Raw genomic sequence first — 26177 nt, 5'->3', positions numbered from 1 at the left:
TTAAAACGTTCGTTTGCGGAAATTAAATTAACAGAAAGTATTGAACTTTTAAGTGAACGTCCTTATAATTAGAAGCATTCACTTATAATCAAGTTTTAAGAGGAGGTGTCAATTACGAAGGCGGAACGGTTTATCAATCAACTAGAGAACGCGCTTAAGCATCAATTTGACGTATACGGAAATGACAAGCTGGAAAGCCTTCCACTTCGGTTCAGTGCGCACTATTACCGTCGTGATGACCGGTATATGTTCACAAAGAATGTAACCGTATGGAGTGTTGAAAATAATCAACACATCTTCTTGTATGAAGCAAAGACAGCTTCGATCGAAGAATTCGAACAATTCAAACAAGAATTAGATCAGTATATACGTCAACATAAAAGCAAGCGCACAAGCCATATGTCATCCATTTATATCGGCATATTCTTAACGGCCAACTCACCTGATCCTATAGTAGAGAGAAAAGCAAAAAAGACTAGAAAAGTTTCATTTATTCAATGGGGAAAATCAGGTTGGTACGAACGCTATCTGGCGGTTCTTTCACTACCTGATCAGAGAGTCACGATGAATAAGAAAGGCTACCCGTTTATTAAATCATTTATTGAGTCAATAACGGAGAATTAGAAGGTGGGGTTTTAGAATGAATTTTGTTACATTGATGCTACTTTGTGGTGGTGTGCTAATTGTTGCCTATTTCACATATGGAAAATACTTAGAGAGGCGACTTAAGATAGACAGTAGCAGACAAACGCCTGCGCACACACTTTATGATGGGAAGGAATACATTCCAACGAAGACACCGGTTCTTATTGGTCACCACTTTACGACCATTGCTGGTGGGGGTCCTATCACTGGTCCAATTGCAGCGATTGTATTTGGCTGGCTACCTGCCGTTATCTGGATCATAGTTGGGAGTATTTTTGTTGGCGGCACACACGATTATGCTTCATTACAAGCGTCAGTTCGTCACAAAGCGAAATCAATTGGAGAAGTGATTAAGGAGTATATGGGTCGACGGGGACAGCTAATGTTCTTATCCTTTGCAATAGCTACGTTAATTTTAATTATCGGCGTGTTTGTCATATTAGTTGCCAATACATTTGTATCCTTTCCTGGCGCAGCAACAGCATCACTTTTATTTATTGCAGTAGCAATGGTTTTTGGCTTACTTGTTAACCAAGTACGAATGAATCTTGTTCTCGCAACCATCCTTGGTTCAATTGCAATGGTCGGCTCCATTTGGTTTGGTCTCAATTTCCCGATTGAGCTAAGCGCGACGGCATGGTCATTTATTTTAATTATTTACGCGTATTTTGCATCTGTATTACCTGTATGGTTGCTGCTTCAACCAAGAGACTACTTGAACTCATTTATGCTGTACTTTCTAATTGGTGGTGCCTTCTTAGGGCTCTTGATTGCAAGACCAACTATCCAAATGCCAGCTTTTACTGGTTTTTATAACAGTGAACTAGGCTTTCTTTTTCCTATTTTATTTATTACCATTGCTTGTGGGGCGATTTCTGGATTCCATTCATTAGTGTCATCTGGAACGACCTCTAAGCAATTGGACAACGAAAAAAATGGACGCTTTGTCACATACGGGTCGATGCTACTTGAAGCATTTGTTGCCATTATTGCGATCGGTTCCGTTGCCTACTTAACAATGGGCGAATTTTCAGCATTGATGGCGCAGTACAATGATCCGATCAGCGTTTTTTCATTAGGAATTGGTGAATTCATGAATACGTGGGGACTGCCTGTTCAAGCTGGTATTACATTTACAGCTTTAGCTGCCTCGGCCTTTCTTATGACTACTTTAGACTCCGCCACACGCTTAATGCGCTATACCGTATCGGAGCTTGGTGAGAGCATTCATGTAAAACTGTTAACAAACAAACATTTCGCTACGGTGGCTGGTTTAATTGGCGCAACGGCCCTTGCTTTATCAGGAACATGGCAAACCGTTTGGCCTTTATTCGGAGCAGCCAATCAAATGCTTGGTGCGTTAGCACTCTTAGCCGTTACGATGTGGCTTGTCAAAACAAAATCAAAAGCATTGTTCGTTATCATTCCAATGATATTCATGTTTATCGTTACAACAAGTGCTCTTCTTGTCATGCTTTACTCGAACTTTATGGCGCAAAACTATTTGCTATCGGTCATTTGCTTTATCCTTTTCGTCATGTGTGTCTTCCTCGGAATTGAAGGAGCGAGAAGCGCTAGCAACAGAGATAAACCAACCGATTCAACTAATTTAAATGCATAATTACTTGGAAAAAGCATAGACAATTTAGCAAAGGTAGTGTAAAAACAAACTACGTTCAAACTGTTTGGGATGATAAACATAATGAAATCAGTTTATAAGAAAGGGGCTGAGTCAATCGACTCAGCCCTCTTTTTCCAATATGAGATCCTTCTTATTTCACGACTAGTTCCTTACGCTTGTTCTTCGCAGCTTTTACCATCGCTTTTAGCGCCTCTACTGTTTCTGGTTCTTTTCTCGTTTTCAAACCACAGTCTGGATTTACCCAAAAGATTCGCTGATCCAGCACCTGAAGGGCTCGGTTAATACTTGTTTCCATTTCTTCCTCTGTTGGAACTCTTGGACTATGGATATCGTATACGCCTAAACCAATGCCTTTGCTATACGTGTAATCTTCAAACGCAGTAATTAATTCTCCGTGACTTCGAGACATTTCAATTGAGATGACATCTGCATCTAATCCATCAATCGCTTGAATAATATCTTGGAAATCCGAATAACACATATGGGTATGAATTTGCGTCTGTGGTTGAACCGTCTTTACTGATAGCTGAAACGCTACAACAGATTGATTTAAGTAATCTGTCCAATTCCTTCTTTTTAACGGCAATCCCTCTCTTAATGCTGGTTCATCTACTTGAATAACTGTAATACCAGCACTTTCTAAGGCAAGCACTTCCTTTTCAAGAGCTAATGCAATTTGATTCACAACATCGCCTGGTTTCAAGTCCGTACGTGGGAAAGACCAATTGTAAATCGTTACAGGACCCGTTAGCATCCCTTTTACCGGTTTCTCTGTCAAGGATTGAGCGTAAAGGGTTTCTTTTACTGTCATCGCCTCTTGGAAGTAGACATCACCGAAAATAATCGGTGGTTTCACACAACGTGATCCGTACGACTGCACCCACCCGTTTGATGTAAATTCAAATCCACCAAGCTTTTCACCAAAAAACTCAACCATGTCGGTACGCTCGAATTCTCCATGAACGAGTACGTCTAAATCAATTTCCTCTTGAATGTCAATCCAGCGTTTAATTTCTGCGTTAATAAACGTTTCATACGCTTCGTTTGAAATTTCTCCTCGTCTCCACTGTAGCCTCGTTTTACGCACTTCAGGGGATTGAGGAAAGCTGCCAATTGTCGTTGTTGGCAAGCTAGGAAATTTGAACACTTCTTGCTGAAGCTCCATCCGTTTATCTGCTGGAACCTTTCGTTTTGAATCTTCTTTCTTACTCCGCTCTAGTGCTTCTCGAACTTCTTTGTTTGTACGACTTGCAGATTGATTTAACGCTTCAATTGCCTCTTTTCCAGCTTGTAAACGTTCAGGTCCTTGTTGCTTATTCACGACACTTTTGACATGATCTAATTCCGTTAATTTCTCTTCCGCGAAAGAGAGTGCCGCTTTCAAGTCACTAGCAAGCTTTTGTTCATGCTTTAACGTAACTGGAACATGTAAAAGACTGCATGATGGCTGAACAATTAACTGCTCTTTGGAAACAACAGTTAAAATCTCTTCCACAATTGAATGGGTCTCTGTCAGGTCAGTACGCCAAATGTTACGGCCATCAATTAACCCTGCAGCTAATGTCTTGTCTTTCGGAAAGCCATTTCCCTTTAATTGCTCCAAATTATTACTGTAAACAAAATCTAACCCGAGACCAGCAACAGCTAGCTTTGTCGCACGATCTAACGAATCAATTCCTTCAAAATACGTTTGTAGTAATATCTTTGCATTAGGAGCAGACTTTGCGAACCAATCATAAGCTTCTTCAATAATGGACCATTCTTCCTCTGATACATCTCCAACTAGAATGGGCTCATCTACTTGAATCCATTCCACACCAGCGTCTGCAAGCTCGTTTAATACCGTAGTATAAAGTGGCAATAAGCTTCTGACATGATCGACAAACGAACGATTGCCATACTGTTTTGACAGTTTCACAAACGTAACAGGGCCTAACAATACAGGCTTCCCAACAATATGGAGTTCTTTCTTTGCTTCCTCAATGAGCGTTAACCAACGATTATGAACTAATTCTGGCTCCCTACTATTTAGCTCTGGAACAATATAATGATAATTTGTATCAAACCACTTTGTCATTTCGGCTGCAACGGCGTTATCATTTCCTCGCGCAATTGCAAAATACGTATCTAAATCAACTTCTCCACCATCGTATGAAAAACGATCAGGTACCAATCCAAACGCAACCGCCGTATCTAACACATGATCGTAGTGGGTAAAATCGCCTACAGGAATTAAATCAAGTCCAGCATCTTTTTGCTTTTGTACATTTGCAAGGCGCAACGCTTTTTGCTTCGTTCCATATTCCTCTTTTGATATTTTTTGGTTCCAATAAGCTTCAAGATTTTTTTTCCACTCTCGTTGTTCCCCAATTCTTGGAAAACCTAAACTTGAACTTCTCACGCTACTCATTCTTTTGCCTCCTCAAAAAGTTGTACTCATCATAAAAAAATCCCTTTCAAGAGAAAGGGATAGGAAATCTACCAAAAAGTCACTAGTGACAAGACAGCTAGTTTTAAAGGCAACATTTCCACTCCTCTCTAGATCCGCGTAGAGCTAAGCAGAACGATTCGGCAGGCAATCTGACTTCGTACAATTGTACGTCACAGTGGCGGGACCGTCTTGGATTTACACCAAGTTCCCCTTTTAAGCAGCGGAACGCTACACCGATTCGTTTTGATTATGAAATTGAAAAAAACCCTTTTCGAATGAAAAGGGTTTATGCGACATCACCGCATCCCCCTTATCTTCCAAAGTTTCCTTTGCTGGAATTAGCACCTTTTCCTAAAAGAAAGGTTGCTGAAGCTTCGTCGGGCCAGTCCCTCCACTTCTCAATATAAAGAGTGTTTTCTTATGTATGAGTATTCAATTAATTTAGCACACAAAAGGAAATCTGTCAAAAGGTAATTTTTCAGACCTTGTCCCTTTAGTTCGGTCAACTGTGTCTATCCACTCCGTTGACGAAATAGCTTCTTATCCATCGCCAAGGTGAACAATCAAAAAAATGTCGGTGGTAAACCCCTGTTTTTATCAGTAAAATCTGTTAAACTAGTTAAGTTGACGTAAGGAGGAACATGTATGTTAAAAAGAAACGATCCTTGTCTTTGTGGCAGTGGAAAGAAATATAAAAAATGTTGTATGCAAAAAAATGAATCGAAAGCAATCGTCACACAAGAGCTTCATCAATTAGAAACGGAAATGCTTTATACAGCTTTCACAAGATATCAAAAAGAGCTGACAAATTGGGTACAGAGCTATCATCATGTGTATCCAGACGTAGAAGAGAACGTAACGGAAACGTTATCTAGTATGTTACTCGTTTGGCTCATTTTCCATAGACCGATACAAGATAATGGACAGACCATTTATGATACGTTTCTTGAAACAAAAATAAGAAAAATTAAGCGCCCGCAAACAGCGCAAATTATTGAGACGTGGAAAGAAACAAAACCAGCAGTACTTGAGGTACTAGCCCTAACGAATGAAACAGAGTGCGAAAGCCGCAACTTGTTTACCGGTGAAACACTCACCCACCTGATCCCTTCTGAGCATAACGAAACGGTAGAACCAGGCTCCACCATTATTGGATTCCCTGCCAAAGGTGAAACGAGTATGACTTTCATCGGTCCGGTTATTAGTAACCGTCCAGTGAAAACAGCCGATATTAAGCAAAAAATTGACGTTTTCCAATCTAACGGAAGTGACGATCATTTTACAGCGAAGTGGCCGCAGCTACTTTCTTCTTTATTAGCAGAGAATGAAGCTGTTGTGAAAAGTGCAGATGACTTTCAGTGGTCTTCTGAACAAGTAAAAGAAACGGCTACGATTCTGCTAGAGGGATTAAAAAAAGACCAACACTCTCCGGAGATTGAGCAGTTGGCTTTAGAGAAATGGTATGCTTTTACAACAGCGAAAAAAGTGAATATACGGAAGCCTGAAGCTTTCGCAGCTGCAATGGAATACGCACTGCAAGAATTCGCACCTCTTTCCGTAACACAGAAGGCTTTGGCTGAGAAATACAATGTAAGTGCATCTACTATTTCAAGCCGTTCCATTGAAATTACGAACGAATTACGCGCAACTGAATCCGTGTAAATGAAGAAGGTATAAACCATGCGAAAACCATCCCTTAGCATCATCATAGGTATTAGCTTACTTTTATCTGTTGTATTTGGGTTTTTCTTTGCTGTCTACTACTTTGGCATAATCAGCCTGTTTTACTTACTTGGAATAGAATATGATTCGCTTTGGGCTTTAGCTTGGTTTGTACTATTGTTTGTGTTTGGTAGCTTTTTCATTGAGGTCATAACGAAAGGAATGATCAACACGATTGTTCCGAAAATAAGCGGTTACCCGCTTCAGAAAACAGCAGAAATTACAATTCAATTTATTTTCGTGTTCCCGCTCGTACATGTTTTAGAAAAAATTTCTACAACCATTACCATTCCTATTATTACTCAAGCTGCACTAGCTTTTCTCATCGTTACCATCGAAACATTACTAGCTAATAAGGATTTCACTAATCAAAACAAACCCAGTTGACTTTGTCACTGGGTTTGTTTTTTATGAGGGTTTGCTTATTAAGCCACTTTTTCTACTTTTTCACTCTCGTGCGAAACATCGGTATTCTTTGCTTCACGATAGCCTGTATATACAAAGAATAATGCGATGATCACATACCCCACCGTATAGTCAAATGCCGCGTTTAGCGCGAGCGACGGGGCGTGCATAAAGCCAAAGAATGAGAGTAATGCTCCAATAAGAGAGAAAATACTTGCCTTATAAAAATCTTTATCAATTAAAAAGACTGTAATGGCACCGAGAATAATAGCTGTGAACATTGCACCTTGTCCAAGAGGGACAATTCCTTCCGATATACCAGCGACAACCTCTGGCGCACCATTATTAAAGCGTGTCATCATATAATTTGCAATATAAGGAAGCATCGCTAAAGCAATCGCTGGATAGTAGCGACGGGCATTGTTAGCAAATGTACTTCCAATCATAGACATTCCTACAAATACGAGAATCGGGGCAACTGCCGCCATTGGAATTAAAGCGGAAAATGCACCAATTAATCCTGTGATCGAGGCTAACGCAAAGATACTTGCATTTAGAATACTATAACCACGCCCAGCTCCAAGCTGTTTCGCTCCAACTGTCGCAATGTAAACGGTGGTTGGGAACATCCCACCAAAACAAGCACCTAGCATCGCACCAATTCCGTCCACTGCCTGGCATTCTCTCACATCATACGAATCTCCAGCAGCTGACATTGCATCGACATTATTCATTGTTTCAATCGCATTATAAATCGTAATAGGAATTAAAATCCCTAAAAGACCAATAAGTGCACCAAACAAATAACTCATCCCTTCAAAAGCCGCAAGGGTAGGCAAGAAAGGGTAAAAACCAACATTGCTTAGTGCTGTTGTTAAATCACTACTGGTTTGATAGCCAAGTACAAAAGCTAATACAACACCAACAATGATTGCTAATAAAGAAGCAGGAATATTAAATGGAAGACCTACTTTTGCAACAAAACCAACTAAAATCACTGCCATGGCCACAAGTCCAATAATTGGAATTTCAAAAACCGAAAACAACATTTCACCGGCAACAAACGTAAATGCTACCCCTGCCAAAGCACCTAAAAGCGCTGGTCGGGGAGTATGTTTTCGCACCCAGTTCCCAAAGAAAGCAACAAGTGCTTCTACAAGTCCTGATAAGAAAGCAGCAGCAACCGCAATTTTCCAAGCCAGTTCATGGTCGTTCGTTAACGCGAGTGCGGGTGCCGTCACCCCAAACAAAAATACAAACATAACCGGTGTGGATACACCATAAGAGAGCGCTGTAACGTCACTCCGATTCTCTTTTTGCGCTAAACGCTTCGCCATATGCGCATAGTATAGATTTCCTACAATCACAGCTACCGCGACACCTGGAATAATCCTCCCAAAGACGAGGTCTGTTGAGAAGCCCATCGCCAGCAAAGAGACGGTGATTACAACAAAATTTGCCAAATTATTTTGAAAGAGTGCAAAGAACGCATCAACATCCTGCCTCTTAAATAACGGATAATGTACCTGGTTCACAAAACATCCCACCCTTCGTTAGTTGTTTACTAAAGCAGTTTCATCAATGAATGTTACTGTTGAACCATCTAGAGAAGCAATTCTTGCAAGTGATTCAATTCGCAAACCTCTTTCTTCAAGCTTTTTACGACCATCTTGAAATGATTTCTCAATAACAATCCCTACGCCTGCAACGGTTGCACCTGCTTGTTCAACGATACTCACTAAACCAGATGCCGCTTCCCCATTCGCTAAGAAATCATCAATTAACAGGACTCGGTCTCCTTTTTCAATCAACTCTTTTGAAACCGTCACTTCGGAATATTCTTGCTTTGTAAAGGAATAAACACGGCTAGAGTATACATTTGCTTGATTCATTGTTAACGATTTTTTCTTACGCGCAAAAATGAGTGGTACGTGTAACTGATGCGCACACATAAAACTTGGCGCAATACCTGATGATTCAATCGTAATCACTTTTGTTACGCGATCGTTCTCAAATAATCGTGCAAATTCCAACCCGATTTCTGACATTAATGTAGTGTCAACTTGGTGATTAAGAAATTGATCCACCTTTAAAACACCAGTCGATAAAACCGTTCCTCTTTCCATAATTGCTTCCTTTAATTGCTTCATTTTTCATCCTCCTAAAATAGAAAAAAGCCGAAAGATAAACGGACTTCTCCGAGTGATCTTTCGGCTTCTACATGATGTAAAAAGCGCGCAAAAATGGATCACTCGTAGTCAGACCGTTAAATGGCAGTCTGGTAGAGACTCGCGGACCTTATTACCGCTATTATACGAGTAAGCTATAATATTCGTATTTACTAGTTGCTAATGGATACATTATAAAGAAGAAACGCATAAATAGAAAGGGGTTTTTTACAGAAAATGTTGCTAAAAAAAGAAAAACCGGTTACAAACACCGGTTTTGTTACTTCTTCCATTTAATTGCAGTAGGCTTTAAACAACGACGGCATTCAAAATCAACCGTTAACGTATGAATCGTCGACGTTGCTTGGCAATGAGGACAGGTTACCGTCTGAATTCGCAACAAGGAAATTCCCAAGCTAAGAATCGATACCATTAAAATTAAAAAAGCTTGTATCATGCTTCCCTCTTGTGTTGCAGCCATCATAATCCCTGCTACAACCCCCGTTAAACCAATTAAGGCCATTACCACTTTTCCTATACGCAACAAGAACGGTAGCTTTTTTCTTTCAATAACAAGATCAGTATGTTCCAAGTCGTTCCCTTCTTTCAAAGAAATTAAAGCGATTTCTTATTCTACTAGCATAGCACATCAGTAAGTTTTTCCAAACCACCAATCTACAAGCGTCTTTTATTGTGCATTTAAATAGCAACGTGTATAGTCATCATTGGACAGCTTAGTTGTCCGTGAATGGCAGGAGGTGAACAACATACAAACACTTACATTTTGGCTTAAAGCCGCTCGAGCTCAAGTGCTTCCTGTTATGATTTTACCTGTTATGATTGGATCGGTTGCTGCTTATGCTTGGGATGGGATTTTTCATCTGTTCTTCTTTTTACTTACTTTAATTGGCGCTTTAGCAGCTCATTTGTTTTCAAATATGATTAATGATTTATGGGACTTCCGCAATGGTGTTGATACGCAAGCCGAAAAATCCGAAGAATCCATTTCGACTAATTCTCGATTATTGGCGAATGGCAAAGTGAGCGAAGGTCAATTTACATTTGTCACTTGGGCTTTGTTCGTAATTGCGTTTGTGTCGGGACTTCTTTTAGCTATTTTACGAGGTTGGGAATTACTGCTGTTTGCAATTGCTGGTGGACTCATTGCTTACTTCTATGTAGCACCGCCTTTAAAATTCGGTTATAGAGGCAAAGGCTATAGTGAGATCGCCATTTTTCTTGCTTTCGGTGTACTTCCAATAACCGGAAGTTATTTTGTGATGACCCGTTCATTGCCTTTGGAAGTCTTTCTTCTTTCGATACCAGTGGGGCTATTAACGACACTTATTTTGTTTAATCACCATTTCCTCCACTGGCGCGCAGATCAAGAGGCTGGCAAAAAAACATTGGTTGTTTTGTGGGGGGAAAAAGATGGTCTCATCTTTTCAAAAAGTTTGGCTGCACTCGCTTTTCTCTCCATTCCACTTTTAAGCGTTATTCGTGTTTTACCTTGGTACGCAATTGTTGCCTTATTCGCTGCCATTCCGCTTGCTAGTGTCTATAGGAAACTCGGTCCAACAAACAAAAGCCCGGTCTACGGACAATTAATGGGCGCATCCTTAAAAGCAACCACGCGAACCGGTATCGTTATTATAGGATCGTTATTGATTTACGGGCTAATTTAGAGAAGGAGTGATGCTGTGTGAAAAAGGTTTTAGGTAATTTTGATACAATTTTATCCAGCGAGGATACATGGAAAATAGGTGGGTTCCCATTACCAGACGGCTCTTTCTGGAAATACCAAGAGCCTGAAGCTGTTGTCATTGTGCGCAACAGGACACTCTATGTACGTGCTCCTCTATCCAACCATCATGACTCTATTCAGATTTTAGACAATGCGAAGCATATGTATTATTCAGCTGAACCTGTTGAAATTCCTGAAGAAGGACAGATCGAAATTGAGGTAGAGATAAAAGCACGAACAAAAGATACGAAGCCTGGAGATCTATACGATGGATATGTTTCATTTAATTTGCTTGATTTCACTACAGGTGCAGCGCTTGATTTCTTTGCAACAGACGATCAATACGCATCGGTTTATGGCATTTTACCGTTTCCTGGTGTGACAGTACCTGACACTGGAAAAACCAAATACTTCTGCTTATTTAAAGAAGCAACAGATCATTTTAAACCTCATGAATTTAATACATTTACCATTCGATACGATCGGCAGAGGGACGAAGCCCTTTTTTATGTAAACGGGCAAGAAGTAAGACGGGAGACTAATATACCAGTAAAATTAAACCAATTCACAATTGCACTTGGTATTATGACAGAAAAAGATCTTACGAACGAAGGTAGTGTATCTGTTCACGGACAAACAGTCATTGGTGAATACTCTCCTGTCACTATCACGTGCTCGACTGATGCAGAATAAAAAAAAGTCTAGTGAGCTATAGCTCACTAGACACTCATAATGACCTTACATGTCATCCTCTGTTTCATCAAACTCTAGCCCACCGAACATTTCTTCAATATCAACACTGTTTTCAATGACTTCATCCGGTATATCAATTGAATCAATTTCATTGTACATGGAATAGGTTCCAGCAACGTCCATCGTAAAATTAGCCGTTTCCCCTTCTTCCTCCATTAACATATCAACACTCATAGCGACTGACTGTTGATAGAATGTATCTTTGTCTACAACAAGGCTGTAAGTCATATTCTCGACTTCCATATTCTCGAACATCGTATCTAATTCTTCTTGAGGGATAGCCGCTTCATTTTGGCCACCCATTTCCATAAACCAATGGATAAACTGTTGGAAGTCTTCATTATCGCCTTCCATAGAAATAACATAGGAATCCTCTTCCTCTGACATCTCAATATGTGTCATCATGTCTTTCAACATATTAATTTGCTCTTGTGAATCGACTTGAAGCTCATCTTCTAACTCCATCTCATCACTAATATCCATCATTAACCAGCCTTCACCTAATGGATTTTCCATATAAAAGATGCCATCTTCGAAGTACTGATCCGTGCTAACATCCATCCCAAGCTCTGAAGCAGTCATCATGGTGTTCATTTTAAAACTAAGTGGCTCAGAAATAGCGTCCATTATTGTATCAACAGCAAATTCCATCGTTTCATCTGCTTCTTCCGCTGACATACGAATATCGTATGTCATACTCATTTCTGTTCTAAAGCTATCTACATTGTTCATCGCTTCTTCGGTATTTGTTAAAACCTCTTCAACTGATAAGGATTCCCCTTGCTGAACCTCTTCATTTGAATTTGTTCCTGTTGAACTGTTTTCTTCTCCACCTGTTTCGTCACCACCACAAGCTACAAGCATCAGTGTACTAGCAGGTGCAACGATCAACCATGTCATTTTTTTCAAGTTAATACCCTCCACAATAATAATCTTTGTTTATATACCCTTTAGTCCGTTACTTTAAACAGACGAGGCAAATTGTTAAGCGCCTTCACTGTTACATAAACGTGAGGATAGCGCAAACACCTTTGAATCTGTTTTACTTTTGTTACATTGTAAAATACGAGTCGATAGCCTTCTCTTTGGCATTTTCTCACCACTCGCTTTGAGAAAAATAGATAGTTCATCGTCACCGATGAAATACGTTGATTTTCCATTCGTTTAAATAGTCTTTTCGTAGGCTTGCGCTGAATATAGCCAACCTCCAGCTTAGGTGGTGCTACTTTTTTCAGGCGGTCAATACAATCGTGATCAAATGAAATTACCTGCACATCCTTCAAGCTTCCAACTTCCATAATATCAGCTAACACTCTTTCTTCAATCTTTGTTTCCAGCTGCTTTTGATTTTTCAGTTCAATGATTAATTGAACTTTCCCTTTAAAATGTTTGAGCACTTCTTTAAGCGTTGGAATGGATTCTGTTCCCATCACTTTCAATTCTCGTAATTCCGCAAGGGTAAGTGTATGTACAAAACCGTTGCCATTTGTTACCCGGTTTACTTTCTCATCATGTATAACAACTGGAACATTGTCCAAACTTAATTGGACATCCAATTCAATCATTCGACAACCACTATTGAAGGCCTCTTCAAACGCACGCATCGTGTTTTCAGGATAAAGACTAGAAAACCCTCGATGGGCAATAATTCGATTCATTTACTGTCCCCCTTCGGCCGAATTTAGCCTTATCTCTTCACAAATAATTATGATTGCGATATAATTCTTTAGGTTACACAAAACGTAATTATTACGGTTAGGAGCATATAATGAAGAAAACATATTTACGCTCTCTTGGATTAGTAGCACTAGTGATGGTAGCTGCTTGCAATAGTAATCAAGGAGCGGATGAAGATAGCGATCAATTGCATATAAAGACATCGATTTTCCCTTATGAAGATTGGACAAAAGCCATTGGCGGCGATTTTGTAAACGTGGAAAACATCGTTCCTGCTGGAGCCGATGCACACACCTATGAACCAACGCCACAAGAAATGATTGAAGTAGCAGAAGCAGACCTCTTTATTTACAATGGCGCAGAGTTGGAGCCCTTTGCAGATAGCATTTTATCTGCTATAGAAAATCAATCTGTACACGTTTTAGAAGGAAGTGCTCAAACCCATTTAATTGATAGCGATCATGATCACAGTGAGCATACGGACGCATCTCCGATTGCTGAGGAAGGCGATACTAAACTAAATGGCCTTCAAGATCATTATCACAGTGGGGATTCACTCACTTTATCAGTGGAAGAGGATGGTGAATGGGTTTGGTATACACGTACAGATGACGAAGACTGGGAACAAGCATCAGAAGAGCCTACCACTGAATTCACCCTAACAGCAGATCAAGATAACTTGCAAGTAAAAGCGATCCAATATGATGAAGAAGATACGATTATCTCAACTAGCGACACTGTTCTCATTCTAATTGATGATCATGATGACCATCATCATGGCGATCAAGATCCTCACGTATGGTTAGATCCCATTCGATCCATTGAGATTGCTCAAAGCATTCGCGATACATTAACTGAGCTTTTACCAGAGCAAGAAGAATACTTTAATGAGAACTTTCAAACGCTAGAAGCTCAGTTTCATGAACTGGATGAAGCGTTTATCGATCTAGTTGAAACTGCACAGGGAGATAGCTTTATCGTATCACACGCTGGTTACGGATATTGGCAGCAACGCTACGGTTTGAAGCAAATTGGCATTGCAGGAATTTCACCAACAAGCGAACCATCACAAACCGAATTAATCCAAACCGTTGAAGCAGCTCAAGAACTTGGACTCACCTACGTCTTCTTTGAACCAAACATTACACCGCGAGTAGCAGAGATCGTCCAAGATCATTTAGAAGCGGAAGCCCTACTCATCCATCCTTTAGAGTCGCTAACAGAAGAGGATAAAGAGAATGGGGAAGATTATTTTTCTTTAATGTACCAAAACGTTAATGCGCTAGAAAAAGCGCTCAACGAATAAGAGCAAGGCATCCTTCTATGGTGCCTTGTTTTTTTAGTGGTTCATCTTAAGAAGTATCTTTCCTTGGTGTTTACGAGTTTGAAAATAACGATATGCATTCTTCGCTTCAGTCAGGGAAAAGACTCGATCAATCTCTGTCTTTACTGTACCTTCTGCAAGAAGATCTAGCACTTTACTCGCAGCTTTCTCTACTCTATCAGGTTTAAACGCTCTCATGGTTCCAAAACTAAATCCTTTTATTGAACGACAGCTTTTATGTAAATCTTCGTTTGATACATAACTTTTCTGACCACTTGCATTCCCGAACTGAATCAACGTCCCGAAATGAGCGAGCACGTGTAAACTATCCTCTGTTACATGCCCTGCAATACTATCAAAGATAACGGAGACGCCTTTGCCTTCTGTGATAGCCCATGTATCATTCTTAAATGACTGATAGGTACACACATGACTAGCTCCCGCTCGGTAAGCTGCTTCCGCTTTATCCAAAGACCCAACCGTACCAATAATCGTTTTTAATCCTGTACGCTTTGCTAATTGAATAAGCGTTGTACCGACGCCGCCAGATGCCGCATGTACAATAATAGAATCCTCATGCGATAGTGGTACAATCTCTTTAGTAAGAAAATAGCTTAAAAACACAACAATTGGCGATGCCGCAGCTTGCTCCCATGATAGTGTAGCTGGAATACGGTATACTAACTGTTCATTGGCAATCGCATACTCCGCATGACCACTCGTCTTCGGAAACGCTATAACGCGATCACCGACACGTACCTTCGTTACATGTTCCCCTACTTGGTCAACAACCCCAACAAGATCGATTCCTAACTGACCTGGCTTACTTGCAGAAACGACTTTTAGATCAGCAAAATTTAAGCTCGACATTACGACGTTCACTCTTACCTCAAAGCCTTTAGGTTCTGGTTTATTCATTTCTTCCACGACTATACCCGCTTGCTCATTCATCCTTACAGTAAGCATGCTCATCACTCCTTCCTCTTTATTATAGAAGAAGAACGCGGCTAGAGGTCATTCATAATTCAAATCGTCAGTAATCCAGTTTTTTTATTAGTTAAGGGGCAGATTGGTTTTTACTTTTTTGATGATGGACCATATCTAGCACAATCATCAGCGCAACACTTATCGTTTCATGCCTTGGTTCACCCACATGCAAATGATATGTATCACCCCAACTTAACCACTCTTTCTCAACCGTCATAATGGTTGTAGTCCCATCTTTAACCGCATAATGATGATCAAATAGACTTCCCTCGATCGTCCATCCAAGTGGTTCAATTTCATAGCGCGCACGAAGGAAACTCATCTTTTTAGAGACAACACATAATTCTTTTTCATCATTCGCAATCGAATAACGCGGCATAAGCGAAAAGACATGCTGCTTAATTTGAAGCACCGGCACACCTTCACTAGTCGTAATCGCCAGCTGATCCCCAATAGAGAAAAACTTCCCGCCTACTTTGTAAACGGGCTTTTTTTCCCTATTGAACACTGTAAACTGATCCCGAAATGAAAAAACCCGCTGTTTAATGAAAAAATCCATCGAATCGCCTCCACTCACTTTATATACGGGATTAGGCAAAAAAAGATTCAAAAAAAAGAAACAGACAAGGCTCTAAGCCCTGTCTGTCTAAAATTGCTTTTTTATTGAAAATAGAACGTGATGATCATTGGCATAATTAAGCTTACTACCGTCAACACCGTTCCTATAAACCAACGTCTATCTACTTTCCGCTCGTTTTGCGTTCGTAAGGTTTCTTCTCGAGTCTGTTTGATCTCCCCTAGTGCCTGCTTCGCTTTTCTATATGCAATTTCTGCTTTTTCTTCAGCAGCATCGGCTTTCTCTCTCGTCATTGAAAGTTCCTTACGCACTTCTTCTAACACACTCGTCTGACTTTCTAATTGTTGCGTTACTTTCGCAAGTGCAATCTCAACTTCGGTTAATTTACGGAGGAGATCATATGCAGATGGCTCAGTCATCTTCGCCAACCCCTCCTTTTATAACTCACTTTTCTGCACTAATTTTTAGTTTGCTTCATTTTCAATGAGCTGTTAAGAAAGATCTAAACACTTTTTTAAAATTAAAACCGTATATCCTATAATGTTCAATAGTAGCTGAAGAAGACTGTTTGGAAATGGACTACAGATTGTTTTTTGTGTTAAGAACAGTAGTTAAACCTAATAAAAGGTATGATAGTTCACTAGTTAATCGTTATTAAACCAGTTGCTCAACAAAGTAGCTACCTCACAAGCCCTTGTATTTAATGAAGGATACAAGACCTTAAAAATTGCAAACAGAGTATATGAAAATGCTTTTTCGCTGCGATGAACTAGAAACTTGAAGTTATCGTAGGCGAAAAAAGCCATTTCATCTCAAAGAAAACATTCGTTCTTGGGCTTCATTTATTAACAGGAGGCTAGAAAACCCCGATTGTGATTTCTTTAAATCGAGGTTTTCACACGCTCTGAGACACCTTATTGGCGGCCTCAATCCTTTTACCAATTCCCATAAATTCCAATACTAGAGGGCATAGAACCACTACGAATACCAGTATCAACAAAACCGTAATGCGTGTTTGTACCACTGGATACTCGAACCCATGAACCTGAAGTGCTTCGTACATAATTAACACGCGTTGTCCAAGTCAGGCTGTTACCACTAGGCGGCGACCCTGTAGTTGCAATTTTTTGCCCAGCAGCAACCGAACCCCAACGTGATCCATCGACGCGGTAAACATTTGCAGTACGACGAACATCAAATACATTGTACAACGTACCTCCCAGTGTAACCGTACTTCTACGAAAACCTGCACTATAAGCATTACTTAAAAAATTTCTTGGTACATTTTCATTTGCACCACTTACCCACTGACCACTTGCATTTCTAAAGAAAAAATGGGAGTACCTTCCATCATATCCACTGTAAGAAAATAATTCATTAGGAAAAATCGTTCCAATTCTCGTAGTACTAAAAGCACGGTAAACTGGAACTTGTCTACCACTTCTATTAATGCAAATACTCATAGTAAAATTCACCTCATCAATTTTTTATAAGTGGCTACATTCATCAAAAAAATATCAATTACCCCTACATTTTGATATTTATTAGTGATGCGCACTTAAAAGTTCAACTTCACAATCGCGTTCTTAACCTAAGTTAATGTAAAACTGATTTTGTTTTTATATTTATGCTGTTCATATTCTCGTCCTCCTCTCTTATTCTCTAAGGAATTCTCCTCTTCCTCACTTATAAGGCGTGAACCTAAACAAAAAACACGATCATACGTTCTTATTTTAGCAAAAAATTTTTTAGCTTACATAAAACACTTGTTTTCCTTTTGTATGGCTATTGTCCTCACTTACATAGGAGACCGATCGGCTGCCTGTAATAGGCGAGCGCCTAAATTCAATCTGATGATACACTTTCTCCCGCTTATTTCTACGGGTGTGTTGATGATCCGTTAAGATCGGAAAGCACTCGTGAGCCATTTTATGACTATTACGATTACTCAGCTCTTCATGTAAACAAAGAGATGCCAGTTTCTCTAACATATAACTAGGAGGCACTTTCTCATGTTGGACGTAATAAGCTTCAATCAACTTCTCAATTTCTTTAAACCGTCCCGGTCTAGACATCGCCCCTGTCTTTGCGTGGATCTTTAAATCTTTCATACGATCTAGAAGGTATTGTTCTGTCATTTTAAATGCCTCCTCTATACCCTAAATCATGATGAGTCCAATAGAAAAAAATATCTGCAATTCTTTCTGTTGAACGTTTTAGTAACTCTCTGACGTTTTGTTGAGCGATCCCCATTTTCTCTGCCGCCTCGACTTGGGTGTAATCACACATATAAACATAGTATAACGCGTCACGCTGACGCTTTGTTAAATCGGCTTGTTCTATAGCATCTTGTAGATCAATAAAGATGTCACAAGCTGCAAAATCATCGTGTAGTACCCTTGATTGAAGAGAATGGATATCTCTTAACAAATGTTGTACTTGTTTTGCAGATGACAGCATTCCATATTGTTCTTCTAATCGAATCGTAACCGCTTCTCGACTTACCTTTTTCATGTTTGTCTCTCCCTTTACCTATTGAAAAACTAGATAAAATGTCGGTATAGCCGTAACAATCCATAAAATATAGAATGCTATTTTGTTTTCAATTTTATTAACTAATGCACCTAATGTGATAAAAAAGAATAACGTAATTTGACAAATTAAAGCGAGTAAAAAAAACATATTGATCCCTCCATTACATCATTGTTCTTACAAAAAACCTTTGAACAACACTATAAAGAGAAGCCAATTAAAAAAAATCAAAAACCACCGCACATTTGTATGTGCAGTGGCTTATTAAATTAAAAATGTTTATCATTATATGTGTCTACCTCTGCTGGCGTAAGCAAACGTGTTGCTTTTCCAATCGTTCCTCCCCATAGTCCCCAAACGAAGTTATGGTCTTCAACAGCTTGACTAAAATCCCCTTCATGCCACCTTAATAAAATTTGCTCATAGCGGCTACCATGGGTAAACTCATCTGCTCTTACAGTAGCAATGTCAAGCAACCATTCAATTCGCTCTTCTGTCAGCTGGATTTTTCCCCACTTTTGCTCTGCTTCTACAAGTCCGTGGGACATGTAATGAATCGCCTCTTGCATCGCTCGCTCTGACAGATCTTTAGGAAATAAATCATGTAAATCTTCATCAATAGAAGCAGTAAGCACGAGTTCTTCTGTTTGAACGTCACTTTCACCTGAATGATTATTCGTGTCGTCCCCACTATCGCTGCCATGTTGCTCCTCTGATGAAGCCATACGCTCAAGAGCATTCTGCCCAAAATAAAAGCCTCCAAAACCAATAAGTCCCATCACACCTACTATAGAAAGGAAAATGATAAATTTCTTCATCCAAAACAACCCCTCAAACAAGTCACCATTCTTTCTGACTATGTAATTATCCCTATCACATGCAGTCTATCATAGTTTTGTCTCATTGTAAGCAGATTGTTAATAATTTTTTGTTAATTTTAAAATTTATGTCGGTTGCCGTAGGAAGAACGAAAAATTAGGTATACTTTATCTCTTGAAAAGTACGTCATAAAAGTGACATTCGTTCGGATGTATTTTTCTAAACGTACGATTCGTCGCGTACGATTTTTCAAGGGTAGTCGTGTGTATGACACAAAAAAATCAGCACCTAGACTACTCTAGAAATGCTGATTTAACAGGTGTTTCAACCTACGTTTCACGATACCGGTGGTCGGGGTCGAACCGACACTCCAAAGGAACACGATTTTGAGTCGTTAAACTACTCGTTCCTTCTCCCGTAAGGCACTACGCCTATTTTATCCGTCCATTGTGGCGATTTTATAGCGCACGACTACGTGCAAACCGTCCATCTTTTCCGTTATTATACGCATACATTAAATATACGGTCAAGGGAATTTAATAGATTAGTAGTAAGATTAGTTAATTTTGGTCTTGCTATTTTGTCAGCGTTAAATATAATACGGTCAATGAAATTATTATAAAAATAGCCCACTGTTCATCGGTTAGCCAACGCGTCTTAACGACGTAGCTACCGTAACTCCCGCTCACCTTTACGAGTTTAAGTTCCCGCGGTCTTACCTCATAGCTTGAGCGTGATTCCTCCGCGGAAAAGCGACCTAATGCGTCCCGGCTTCGGTGGTTCAACGGCTTCTTGCGCCCTATCGGTTGTGATGACGACTGGCTCAACGTTTCCTTTGCGATTATCACTTTCATGTGTGACGTCCCCCTCTTCGCTCTTTAGCTGCGGGCTTTGTTCCCGCCATAGTACGGTATCTACGCGGTTCCAACGAGGGGAGGGTATAGGGACGTCTCGCTTGAGATGCGATTCTATTTGCGCTAGGAACTCCGGCGAGTGAGCCGCGGTGAATAAGGCAGCCCGGATAATCTGCGAACGGTCGAGCGTCGTCGCGTGGAACAGGTCGTTTACGTACTCCTTGTAGATCGGCGCGTATCGTACGGTCGGGCGGTAAGGTGAATCGGTTTTATTTGTCATTTTAAAGCCTCCTTGACGTCTGATAATTACGTTTATGCGGAGGCGCTTGTCCGATATGCACAAAAAATCGTGCATCATGCGTATAAAATCGTACGTCGCGGTCAAGGCTGTGTTTACAAGCGATTAGGAGGCGTTGGAATGTTCGGATTAGGAAAACCGCGGAGTCAATTCGGAAAATGGCTCGACAAGAATAGTATTAGTACGGTGGAGTTTGCGAAGGAAAGCGGTGTAGGACGTAACACGATCGGGATAGCCGCGAATGACAAAGATTACGTGCCGGGGGCGTCAGTTACGCGGAAGATCATGCGGGTAGTACGCCAAATAGAGCCGGAACGAGAGAGCTCCGACTTTTGGCGGGTATGAAGTTACGACTCCGACGCGACGGGCAGATCATAGCGATTACCGACCGCCAGCCTTACGTATATACTTGCGCGGAAAGCGGGATCAAACGAGACAGCGCGAAGATACCGCACTTTTTAGTAGCTTACAATTAGATTCATTATTTTATATAGGTCTGCTTCTCTGTGCGACTGTACAAGATTATCAGCTTTATAATGCGCATACTCCAATAACCCTTCAAACTGAGCTAAATCATTTTTTATAGTATAATTAATTTGGCTTCTTTCAAAACTAAATTGAAACTCTTCATCAGATGTCTCAGCTTGATTTTGATTATTGTTTATAACATTAACTGTTTTCTTGGTTTCTTTAATATTTTTTAGTGGATAAGACCTTGTCACAAGTTCGAAATCGTTACCATTTATAATATCGGTACTAAACTCTAAAAAACGATTATTTAGCACAGCCAAAATATAGATTTGGTTCTCGGCTGACACTTCCTCGATAGCAACCATTTCATCTGCATTGTACTTCTTTAATTCAGCGTTAACTAAATCTAAGAAATGATCAAAATACAAACTATTATTAAATTTATGTTTAGAAAGCCTTTTATACCAGTCCACTTAAATCCTCTCCCATGAAATTAATTTAATCTCTTATAAGATCATAACAGATTTTACCATCAATCACCAATCTATCGCCTTATACGCAACCGCGACGTTTTCTTTCGTTATCCCGATGTACCTAAGCGTCATTTTTTCCGAAGAATGACCGAGAATGTTCATAATTTCCGGCAATTTATACCCGCTTCTGTATAGTTTTCTCCCGAACGACTTACGTAGGCTGTGCGTACCGATCGCGCCTACTTTCTCCGATAACCCAGCGCGGTCTGCTCCGTCTTTCAATATACGATAAGCCTGCGTGGTGGAAATCGGCTTGTTACCGCCTTTACGTGACACGAAGATATAGTCGGAGTCCGCGCCCTCTAACGTCTTTGCCGCAGCGATAACCTTTCTATTAAACGTAACCGTGCGTTCTTTGCCTGTCTTTTGCTCGCGAATATCTAACGACGTCTTGCCGCGAAGATCGCCGACCTTTAGCTTAAGCAAATCGCTAATTCTAAGACCAAATGAGACGCCAATCGTAACTAATAGACGATTTCGACCATATAACGAGTTTTCCCAACGTTTAATATCCGCGTCTGTTTGTAGCGCGCCTACTTCTGCCATTTATATCGCCCCTTTATGTAATAGTACGTTCTGTAATCGTACATTCATAATAGCGCGACTATTAATAGGAGTCAAGCGTTTTACCCCCTCGGTTTAAAAATTTGTAAGCAAGTTCGATTCAGCAGGCTCAGGGTTCTTGAGGAGGGGCGTTGGGGCGACGGCATTTTGCGTGGTCAACGAAACAGCTTGCGATACTTTCCGACCTCTTTAATAATGAATACGAAATACATTTTCGTGAATATCTTATGTATGGAAAGTGACTTATCTTACATTCGATGCTAAGTTAAAAGCCTTTTAGATCAGCGTTTTCGAAACGAGTCTTCGTAAGTTTGGCTGACAATTATTTATGCAAAGAAGAAACCGCGTAGAATTAACGTTTCCTTTCCGTCAATCTTCCGCGGCTCTTGCATAAACTACTGCATAATAGTACGGTGTTCCGGCGGTATCCTACCGTATAGTATCGGCTATGATATGGCATGACCCCCGAGGTTTGGCGACCCCTTCTACAGTAGGCGACCTTTGCTGGTGTAACCGCGTAATCCCCTCGTAGATGTATCGTCAAGCATCCGTACTTGACACCGCTTATGACGTGTTCCTTCATATAATAGCGCGGGAATGATACGCCTACCTACGTAGGATACATCGTACTACCTATTCAGCATATATCGCGTTAACGTCACTGACAAATACACCGACGTCTTTACCGGCTAGCTCACCGTATCGGTCTTCGGTGCTAAATGCCGACACCGTAACGTTACCGTCACGATCTAACGTAATTAAATCGTACTGTTGCGATACCAGCCGAGGGTTAGCGTATGATATGACGCGGTGGATATCATCGGCACGTTGCATAAAAGTCAGTATGCCCGGATGCTGCTTCTCCGTCAGCTCGAACGGATCATCAAGCGCTTTAGTGCCCACACCATCAGCGAATGACATGTAATCGCTAGCACCCTGTAACTCTACGTTGACCTTCGCATTTAGTCCACTGTCGTAGCTAACTATCCCTTGTCTGCCTTCACTAGTAAATCCGAGCATATATACGGATGTGTCCGCGCCAAAATCACTTAAAAACCATGAAGCCTCGACCGATGTGTCCGTCTCTAATTCGCGTATAAAAAACTCTAACAGATCAGCACATTCACTAAGGTTGTCGTCTAGCTTAATTCTATCACGCAAGAAATTTCTTAATTTAACGCCAATATCTACGCATCCAGTGATTCCAAGTAATACTTTAGTTGTAAGTTGTTCGACTTTCGGAGTATCAATTTCAACGGTATTGAAACAACGCTTGGTTACTTCGCCGTCATCAAATACGTCATAGGTCAAGGCTATTGTGGCGCGATCCCCCGTAAGCATTACGTAGTCATTATGAACAACCCCAGTGATTAAAGACATAGCAAAACCTCCCTTGCTTTTTTCTTTTGCGTGCTACTTACTTTGGTGTTAAAAGTCTTTCCTTCGCAGAATGTAATTGATTTTGTGATAGGACGTGAAAGTTTTTCGTTTAAAGCATCGGCGCCACCCTGATCGTCCACGTCGATAAGTTTCGCGATCCTCTCTGCTAAGGTTTGGTTTAACGAGTCTCCTTTTTTAATTCCCTCGTCAATACGGTTGTTAACTTCAACTTGCGCCGAGTTTCCGTCGTTGATACGATCGACCGCGCCTCTATACTTAATTTCCAGTTCTCCGACGTTTCCGGTACCTGTTTGAATGGCATCGTTAGTGCTCGATTGTAAGCCGAGAATTTCTTCGATTTGAGCCTTCGCGTCTTGATACTTTGCGATCGCCTCATTACGACGTCCGATTTCAGCGTCTACCTGCTCGTTAAGTCCCTCCTGGGAACCACGTAATTCTTCGGATTTGTCGATTTGCTCTTGTTCCTTCGCGATAGCTTCCTCAAGAAGTCCTATACCGTCCTCGCGTGTGCCGTTTAAGCCGACTTGTTGGAGAAGTTGCTCGACGATCATGCCGTTTATCTCATCAGCCATGCCGATTTCCGTTTCCTTCTGCTTGATCTGTTCCGCAAGCTCGTCGCTTATTTCCATTTGCGAAACGTATTGCTCTCGAAAACGTTCGAGTTTGTCTTCTTCCGCCTTGATCGACGCTCTTGCAAATTGCGCATCCCTGCCGCGTAGCTCGTTACTGTCAAGCTGACTTTGTAACTGTTCAATCCTAGCGATAGAGGCTTCTTCATCGAAATTCTTAAACTCAGCACGGTATTCTTTTTCAAGCTCTAGTGATTCGTTGTGCTCTTTTTTTAGCTGATTTACTTCTTCCTGAAGCTCACGCTCTTTACCTTCTGCGATTATTTTTTGTCGCTCTAGTTCTCTTATCGTGGCGTCGTTTAATTCTTTGTTGTAGTCCTTAAATGAATCTGTTGTTTCGACCACTCGATTACCTTGTTCAGAAATAGCATGAGCTGTTTCCGGAACTTTTTCAATTAGTGAGTCATTTAAGCCGATCATGGTATTTAGTTCATCATTTGATAGACCTGATTTTTCGCGCAAGGCTTCCTGCCTCTCCGTTAGCTCGTCAATCCTATTCTGATCGACCGCGCGACCTAACTCATCTTGAATGTCAATAAGCTCCATAAACTCATCTGTTGTTAGCCTAGATTTTGAGCTTAGTTCATCGAATTGGTCGATTTGCAATTGTAGGGCGTCTTGCGTCTCTATCATAGTCTCCGCGAGCTCCAAGTTAACTTCGGTGAAATCTTCCGCAGCGATCTTAGACGAGATGATAGCGCCCCCTAACAAGGAGATACCTAAAATTAACCAACCAGCGGGACCCATTGAAGCATATAGACCCTTTATTGCAATGGCTAACTTTCCGATTGTCGTTATTGCCAAACCTATCCCGCTCGAAATCGCAATAAAGTTTAATGCGGTAGTTACTAACGCCGGGTCTAAGTCGCCAAACTTACGCAACATGTCCGCTCCACCGTTGAGGACGTCTTTAACCATCGGAAGGTACTCATTGCCAATGGAAATTCCAATGTCGGCTAACGCGGATTTAAACGCATCAAACGCTCCTAAAACTGTGTTGTTTTGCGTATCGGCAATAGCTTGCGCGGCTCCTTCTGACTCTTTTAGACCTTGTGTGTAATCAGCGAGCGCGTCTTCCCCTACGTCTAGTAACGCAATAAAGCCGGAAGCCGCTTGAGTACCGACTAATTGAGCGACCGTTTGTGTTTTTTGGGCATCCGTCATACCTTCCGTTTTATCAGCAATTTCGCCAATTAATTCCGGTAACGGTTTCATGGCTCCTTCGGCTGTTAGAACGTTAATACCGAGTTTTTCCATGGCTTTCTCCGTTTGACCTGTTGGGTTTGCAAGCGATAGTAACGCCATACGTAGCGTTGTCCCAGCTTTTCCGCCCTGAATCCCGGCGTCACTAAGCTTAGCTACAGCAGCGGTCGTTTCTTCTATACTTAATCCTAAAGCGGAAGCTACCGGGGCAACATACGACATCGCGTTACCTAACTGTGGTAAATCTGTATTAGCTGACGTCATAGCTTCTACTAATACGTCGACTGCTCGTCCTGTATCATCGGCACTCATTCCAAAGCCTTGAAGTATATTCGACACAATATCCGCTGATGATCCGAGGTCGATTCCCGCGGCTCCGGCTAGATTTAGTACGCCTGGTAAAGCTTCCATGGATTGCGTTGCAGTAAAGCCCGCCATGCTTAAGTAAGCTAGTCCATCAGCCGCGTCCATACTCGTAAATCTCGTAGTACGTCCGAGGTCACGCGCCGTTTGTGTTAATGCCGCAAACTCTTCGTCCGTCGCGCCTGAAATCGCCTTAACCCTTGCCATACCTTGCTCGAAGTTAGCCGCCATTGCGATTGAGCCGCCAATTGCCGCCGTAGCTCCGCCAAACGCCGCCGCTGAAATCTTTTGTATCGTCTTTATATCGTCCGAAACACTTTTTGCTTTCGCAGACATTTGCTCCATATCTTGCTTCGCCGCTTCCGCTCCGCGCCTAAAATCATCATTTTCTAGTCGTAATCTTGCTACTATATCTCCTGCGTTTGCCATTTAACT

Annotated in this window: 25 protein-coding genes and 3 riboswitches; of the genes, 7 read left to right on the top strand and 18 right to left on the bottom strand. The window is 41.0% G+C overall.

Going from position 1 to position 26177, the window contains the following annotated elements:
- Positions 1-105 precede the first annotated feature (105 nt).
- A complete protein-coding gene (locus PQ477_RS14870) occupies positions 106-624 on the top strand; it encodes a DUF8052 family protein (RefSeq protein ID WP_035396786.1) in 519 nt (172 codons plus the stop codon).
- Positions 625-640: 16 nt separating this feature from the next.
- Positions 641-2266, top strand: a complete 1626-nt coding sequence (locus PQ477_RS14865) for a carbon starvation CstA family protein (RefSeq protein ID WP_274272355.1) — start codon at positions 641-643, stop codon at positions 2264-2266.
- 151 nt (positions 2267-2417) lie between these two features.
- Here the strand turns inward: PQ477_RS14865 and metE are convergent, their stop codons facing one another.
- Positions 2418-4697 carry a 5-methyltetrahydropteroyltriglutamate--homocysteine S-methyltransferase gene (metE, locus tag PQ477_RS14860; RefSeq protein WP_274272353.1) on the bottom strand — a complete coding sequence of 760 codons (2280 nt, stop codon included), beginning with the start codon at positions 4695-4697 and terminating at the stop codon, positions 2418-2420.
- Between the two features lie 143 nt (positions 4698-4840).
- Positions 4841-4971: riboswitch (cobalamin riboswitch) on the bottom strand.
- 54 nt (positions 4972-5025) lie between these two features.
- A riboswitch (SAM riboswitch) is annotated at positions 5026-5128 on the bottom strand.
- A 235-nt stretch (positions 5129-5363) separates the two neighbouring features.
- On the opposite strand from metE, the gene PQ477_RS14855 reads away from it, so the two are divergent.
- Both PQ477_RS14855 and PQ477_RS14850 read left to right on the top strand, forming a co-directional pair.
- Positions 5364-6380 (top strand): SEC-C domain-containing protein, encoded by a 1017-nt coding sequence (locus tag PQ477_RS14855; RefSeq protein WP_144558657.1) that lies wholly within the window; start codon positions 5364-5366, stop codon positions 6378-6380.
- Between the two features lie 18 nt (positions 6381-6398).
- Positions 6399-6827, top strand: coding sequence for a YrvL family regulatory protein (locus tag PQ477_RS14850; RefSeq protein WP_144558656.1), 429 nt, complete (start codon positions 6399-6401; stop codon positions 6825-6827).
- A 38-nt stretch (positions 6828-6865) separates the two neighbouring features.
- On the opposite strand, the gene PQ477_RS14845 is transcribed toward PQ477_RS14850, so the two are convergent.
- The 3 genes from PQ477_RS14845 to PQ477_RS14835 form a co-directional block, all read right to left on the bottom strand.
- Entirely contained in the window at positions 6866-8380 is a 1515-nt protein-coding gene (locus PQ477_RS14845; RefSeq protein WP_035396797.1) for a uracil permease, read from the bottom strand.
- An 18-nt stretch (positions 8381-8398) separates the two neighbouring features.
- Positions 8399-8995 carry a xanthine phosphoribosyltransferase gene (locus tag PQ477_RS14840; RefSeq protein ID WP_060705458.1) on the bottom strand — a complete coding sequence of 199 codons (597 nt, stop codon included), beginning with the start codon at positions 8993-8995 and terminating at the stop codon, positions 8399-8401.
- Between the two features lie 85 nt (positions 8996-9080).
- A riboswitch (purine riboswitch) is annotated at positions 9081-9183 on the bottom strand.
- A gap of 110 nt (positions 9184-9293) precedes the next feature.
- Positions 9294-9605 carry a hypothetical protein gene (locus PQ477_RS14835; RefSeq protein ID WP_035396799.1) on the bottom strand — a complete coding sequence of 104 codons (312 nt, stop codon included), beginning with the start codon at positions 9603-9605 and terminating at the stop codon, positions 9294-9296.
- A gap of 166 nt (positions 9606-9771) precedes the next feature.
- Between PQ477_RS14835 and PQ477_RS14830 the strand changes: the two genes are divergently transcribed.
- Together PQ477_RS14830 and PQ477_RS14825 are read left to right on the top strand one after the other, a co-directional pair.
- A complete protein-coding gene (locus tag PQ477_RS14830) occupies positions 9772-10698 on the top strand; it encodes a prenyltransferase (protein WP_246117154.1) in 927 nt (308 codons plus the stop codon).
- Between the two features lie 17 nt (positions 10699-10715).
- Positions 10716-11450, top strand: a complete 735-nt coding sequence (locus PQ477_RS14825) for a DUF6081 family protein (RefSeq protein ID WP_274272349.1) — start codon at positions 10716-10718, stop codon at positions 11448-11450.
- A gap of 45 nt (positions 11451-11495) precedes the next feature.
- Here the strand turns inward: PQ477_RS14825 and PQ477_RS14820 are convergent, their stop codons facing one another.
- Both PQ477_RS14820 and PQ477_RS14815 read right to left on the bottom strand, forming a co-directional pair.
- Complete coding sequence (locus tag PQ477_RS14820) at positions 11496-12410, bottom strand: DUF6612 family protein (protein ID WP_060705460.1); 915 nt, start codon at positions 12408-12410, stop codon at positions 11496-11498.
- 50 nt (positions 12411-12460) lie between these two features.
- A complete protein-coding gene (locus PQ477_RS14815) occupies positions 12461-13168 on the bottom strand; it encodes a glycerophosphodiester phosphodiesterase (protein WP_052008148.1) in 708 nt (235 codons plus the stop codon).
- 110 nt (positions 13169-13278) lie between these two features.
- On the opposite strand from PQ477_RS14815, the gene PQ477_RS14810 reads away from it, so the two are divergent.
- Positions 13279-14493 carry a metal ABC transporter solute-binding protein, Zn/Mn family gene (locus tag PQ477_RS14810; protein WP_060705462.1) on the top strand — a complete coding sequence of 405 codons (1215 nt, stop codon included), beginning with the start codon at positions 13279-13281 and terminating at the stop codon, positions 14491-14493.
- A gap of 33 nt (positions 14494-14526) precedes the next feature.
- Here the strand turns inward: PQ477_RS14810 and PQ477_RS14805 are convergent, their stop codons facing one another.
- From PQ477_RS14805 to PQ477_RS14750, 12 genes are all read right to left on the bottom strand, one after another.
- Complete coding sequence (locus PQ477_RS14805; RefSeq protein ID WP_035396837.1) at positions 14527-15477, bottom strand: quinone oxidoreductase family protein; 951 nt, start codon at positions 15475-15477, stop codon at positions 14527-14529.
- Positions 15478-15568: 91 nt separating this feature from the next.
- Positions 15569-16057 (bottom strand): LURP-one-related/scramblase family protein, encoded by a 489-nt coding sequence (locus PQ477_RS14800; RefSeq protein ID WP_274272346.1) that lies wholly within the window; start codon positions 16055-16057, stop codon positions 15569-15571.
- Between the two features lie 101 nt (positions 16058-16158).
- The gene (locus tag PQ477_RS14795) at positions 16159-16494 is read right to left on the bottom strand and encodes a hypothetical protein (RefSeq protein ID WP_055737291.1); all 336 of its coding nucleotides are present in this window, start codon (positions 16492-16494) and stop codon (positions 16159-16161) included.
- A gap of 516 nt (positions 16495-17010) precedes the next feature.
- Positions 17011-17538, bottom strand: coding sequence for a hypothetical protein (locus PQ477_RS14790; RefSeq protein ID WP_274272344.1), 528 nt, complete (start codon positions 17536-17538; stop codon positions 17011-17013).
- Positions 17539-17823: 285 nt separating this feature from the next.
- Positions 17824-18213: a hypothetical protein gene (locus tag PQ477_RS14785; RefSeq protein ID WP_060705466.1), complete on the bottom strand. Its 390-nt coding sequence runs from the start codon at positions 18211-18213 to the stop codon at positions 17824-17826.
- 1 nt (position 18214) lies between these two features.
- Positions 18215-18589, bottom strand: coding sequence for a sigma factor-like helix-turn-helix DNA-binding protein (locus PQ477_RS14780; protein WP_274272342.1), 375 nt, complete (start codon positions 18587-18589; stop codon positions 18215-18217).
- A 287-nt stretch (positions 18590-18876) separates the two neighbouring features.
- A complete protein-coding gene (locus tag PQ477_RS14775; protein WP_060705468.1) occupies positions 18877-19425 on the bottom strand; it encodes a DUF6241 domain-containing protein in 549 nt (182 codons plus the stop codon).
- Positions 19426-20001: 576 nt separating this feature from the next.
- Positions 20002-20280, bottom strand: coding sequence for a hypothetical protein (locus PQ477_RS14770; protein ID WP_274272341.1), 279 nt, complete (start codon positions 20278-20280; stop codon positions 20002-20004).
- A gap of 756 nt (positions 20281-21036) precedes the next feature.
- The gene (locus PQ477_RS14765; RefSeq protein WP_274272340.1) at positions 21037-21522 is read right to left on the bottom strand and encodes a hypothetical protein; all 486 of its coding nucleotides are present in this window, start codon (positions 21520-21522) and stop codon (positions 21037-21039) included.
- Positions 21523-21585: 63 nt separating this feature from the next.
- Complete coding sequence (locus PQ477_RS14760) at positions 21586-22128, bottom strand: tyrosine-type recombinase/integrase (protein WP_255224987.1); 543 nt, start codon at positions 22126-22128, stop codon at positions 21586-21588.
- Between the two features lie 651 nt (positions 22129-22779).
- Entirely contained in the window at positions 22780-23526 is a 747-nt protein-coding gene (locus PQ477_RS14755) for a hypothetical protein (protein WP_274272339.1), read from the bottom strand.
- Positions 23517-26171: a phage tail tape measure protein gene (locus tag PQ477_RS14750; protein ID WP_274272338.1), complete on the bottom strand. Its 2655-nt coding sequence runs from the start codon at positions 26169-26171 to the stop codon at positions 23517-23519. The genes PQ477_RS14755 and PQ477_RS14750 overlap by 10 nt, the downstream gene beginning before the upstream one ends.
- Positions 26172-26177 lie beyond the last annotated feature (6 nt).

Origin of the sequence: Shouchella hunanensis, from assembly GCF_028735875.1 — a bacterium.
In the GTDB taxonomy this organism is placed as follows: Bacteria; Bacillota; Bacilli; order Bacillales; family Bacillaceae_D; genus Shouchella; species Shouchella hunanensis.
This window is presented reverse-complemented; position numbering and strand designations above follow the sequence as displayed.

Bases quoted from the DNA above. Each gene is read 5' to 3' on its own strand.
- PQ477_RS14865 (WP_274272355.1), top strand. From the start codon at position 641: ATGAATTTTGTTACATTGATGCTACTTTGTGGTGGTGTGCTAATTGTT.
- metE (WP_274272353.1), bottom strand. From the start codon at position 4,697: ATGAGTAGCGTGAGAAGTTCAAGTTTAGGTTTTCCAAGAATTGGGGAA.
- PQ477_RS14855 (WP_144558657.1), top strand. From the start codon at position 5,364: ATGTTAAAAAGAAACGATCCTTGTCTTTGTGGCAGTGGAAAGAAATAT.
- PQ477_RS14850 (WP_144558656.1), top strand. From the start codon at position 6,399: ATGCGAAAACCATCCCTTAGCATCATCATAGGTATTAGCTTACTTTTA.
- PQ477_RS14840 (WP_060705458.1), bottom strand. From the start codon at position 8,995: ATGAAGCAATTAAAGGAAGCAATTATGGAAAGAGGAACGGTTTTATCG.
- PQ477_RS14820 (WP_060705460.1), bottom strand. From the start codon at position 12,410: ATGACATGGTTGATCGTTGCACCTGCTAGTACACTGATGCTTGTAGCT.
- PQ477_RS14815 (WP_052008148.1), bottom strand. From the start codon at position 13,168: ATGAATCGAATTATTGCCCATCGAGGGTTTTCTAGTCTTTATCCTGAA.
- PQ477_RS14810 (WP_060705462.1), top strand. From the start codon at position 13,279: ATGAAGAAAACATATTTACGCTCTCTTGGATTAGTAGCACTAGTGATG.
- PQ477_RS14805 (WP_035396837.1), bottom strand. From the start codon at position 15,477: ATGCTTACTGTAAGGATGAATGAGCAAGCGGGTATAGTCGTGGAAGAA.
- PQ477_RS14800 (WP_274272346.1), bottom strand. From the start codon at position 16,057: ATGGATTTTTTCATTAAACAGCGGGTTTTTTCATTTCGGGATCAGTTT.
- PQ477_RS14795 (WP_055737291.1), bottom strand. From the start codon at position 16,494: ATGACTGAGCCATCTGCATATGATCTCCTCCGTAAATTAACCGAAGTT.
- PQ477_RS14790 (WP_274272344.1), bottom strand. From the start codon at position 17,538: ATGAGTATTTGCATTAATAGAAGTGGTAGACAAGTTCCAGTTTACCGT.
- PQ477_RS14785 (WP_060705466.1), bottom strand. From the start codon at position 18,213: ATGACAGAACAATACCTTCTAGATCGTATGAAAGATTTAAAGATCCAC.
- PQ477_RS14780 (WP_274272342.1), bottom strand. From the start codon at position 18,589: ATGAAAAAGGTAAGTCGAGAAGCGGTTACGATTCGATTAGAAGAACAA.
- PQ477_RS14775 (WP_060705468.1), bottom strand. From the start codon at position 19,425: ATGAAGAAATTTATCATTTTCCTTTCTATAGTAGGTGTGATGGGACTT.
- PQ477_RS14770 (WP_274272341.1), bottom strand. From the start codon at position 20,280: ATGAAAGTGATAATCGCAAAGGAAACGTTGAGCCAGTCGTCATCACAA.
- PQ477_RS14760 (WP_255224987.1), bottom strand. From the start codon at position 22,128: ATGGCAGAAGTAGGCGCGCTACAAACAGACGCGGATATTAAACGTTGG.
- PQ477_RS14755 (WP_274272339.1), bottom strand. From the start codon at position 23,526: ATGTCTTTAATCACTGGGGTTGTTCATAATGACTACGTAATGCTTACG.
- PQ477_RS14750 (WP_274272338.1), bottom strand. From the start codon at position 26,171: ATGGCAAACGCAGGAGATATAGTAGCAAGATTACGACTAGAAAATGAT.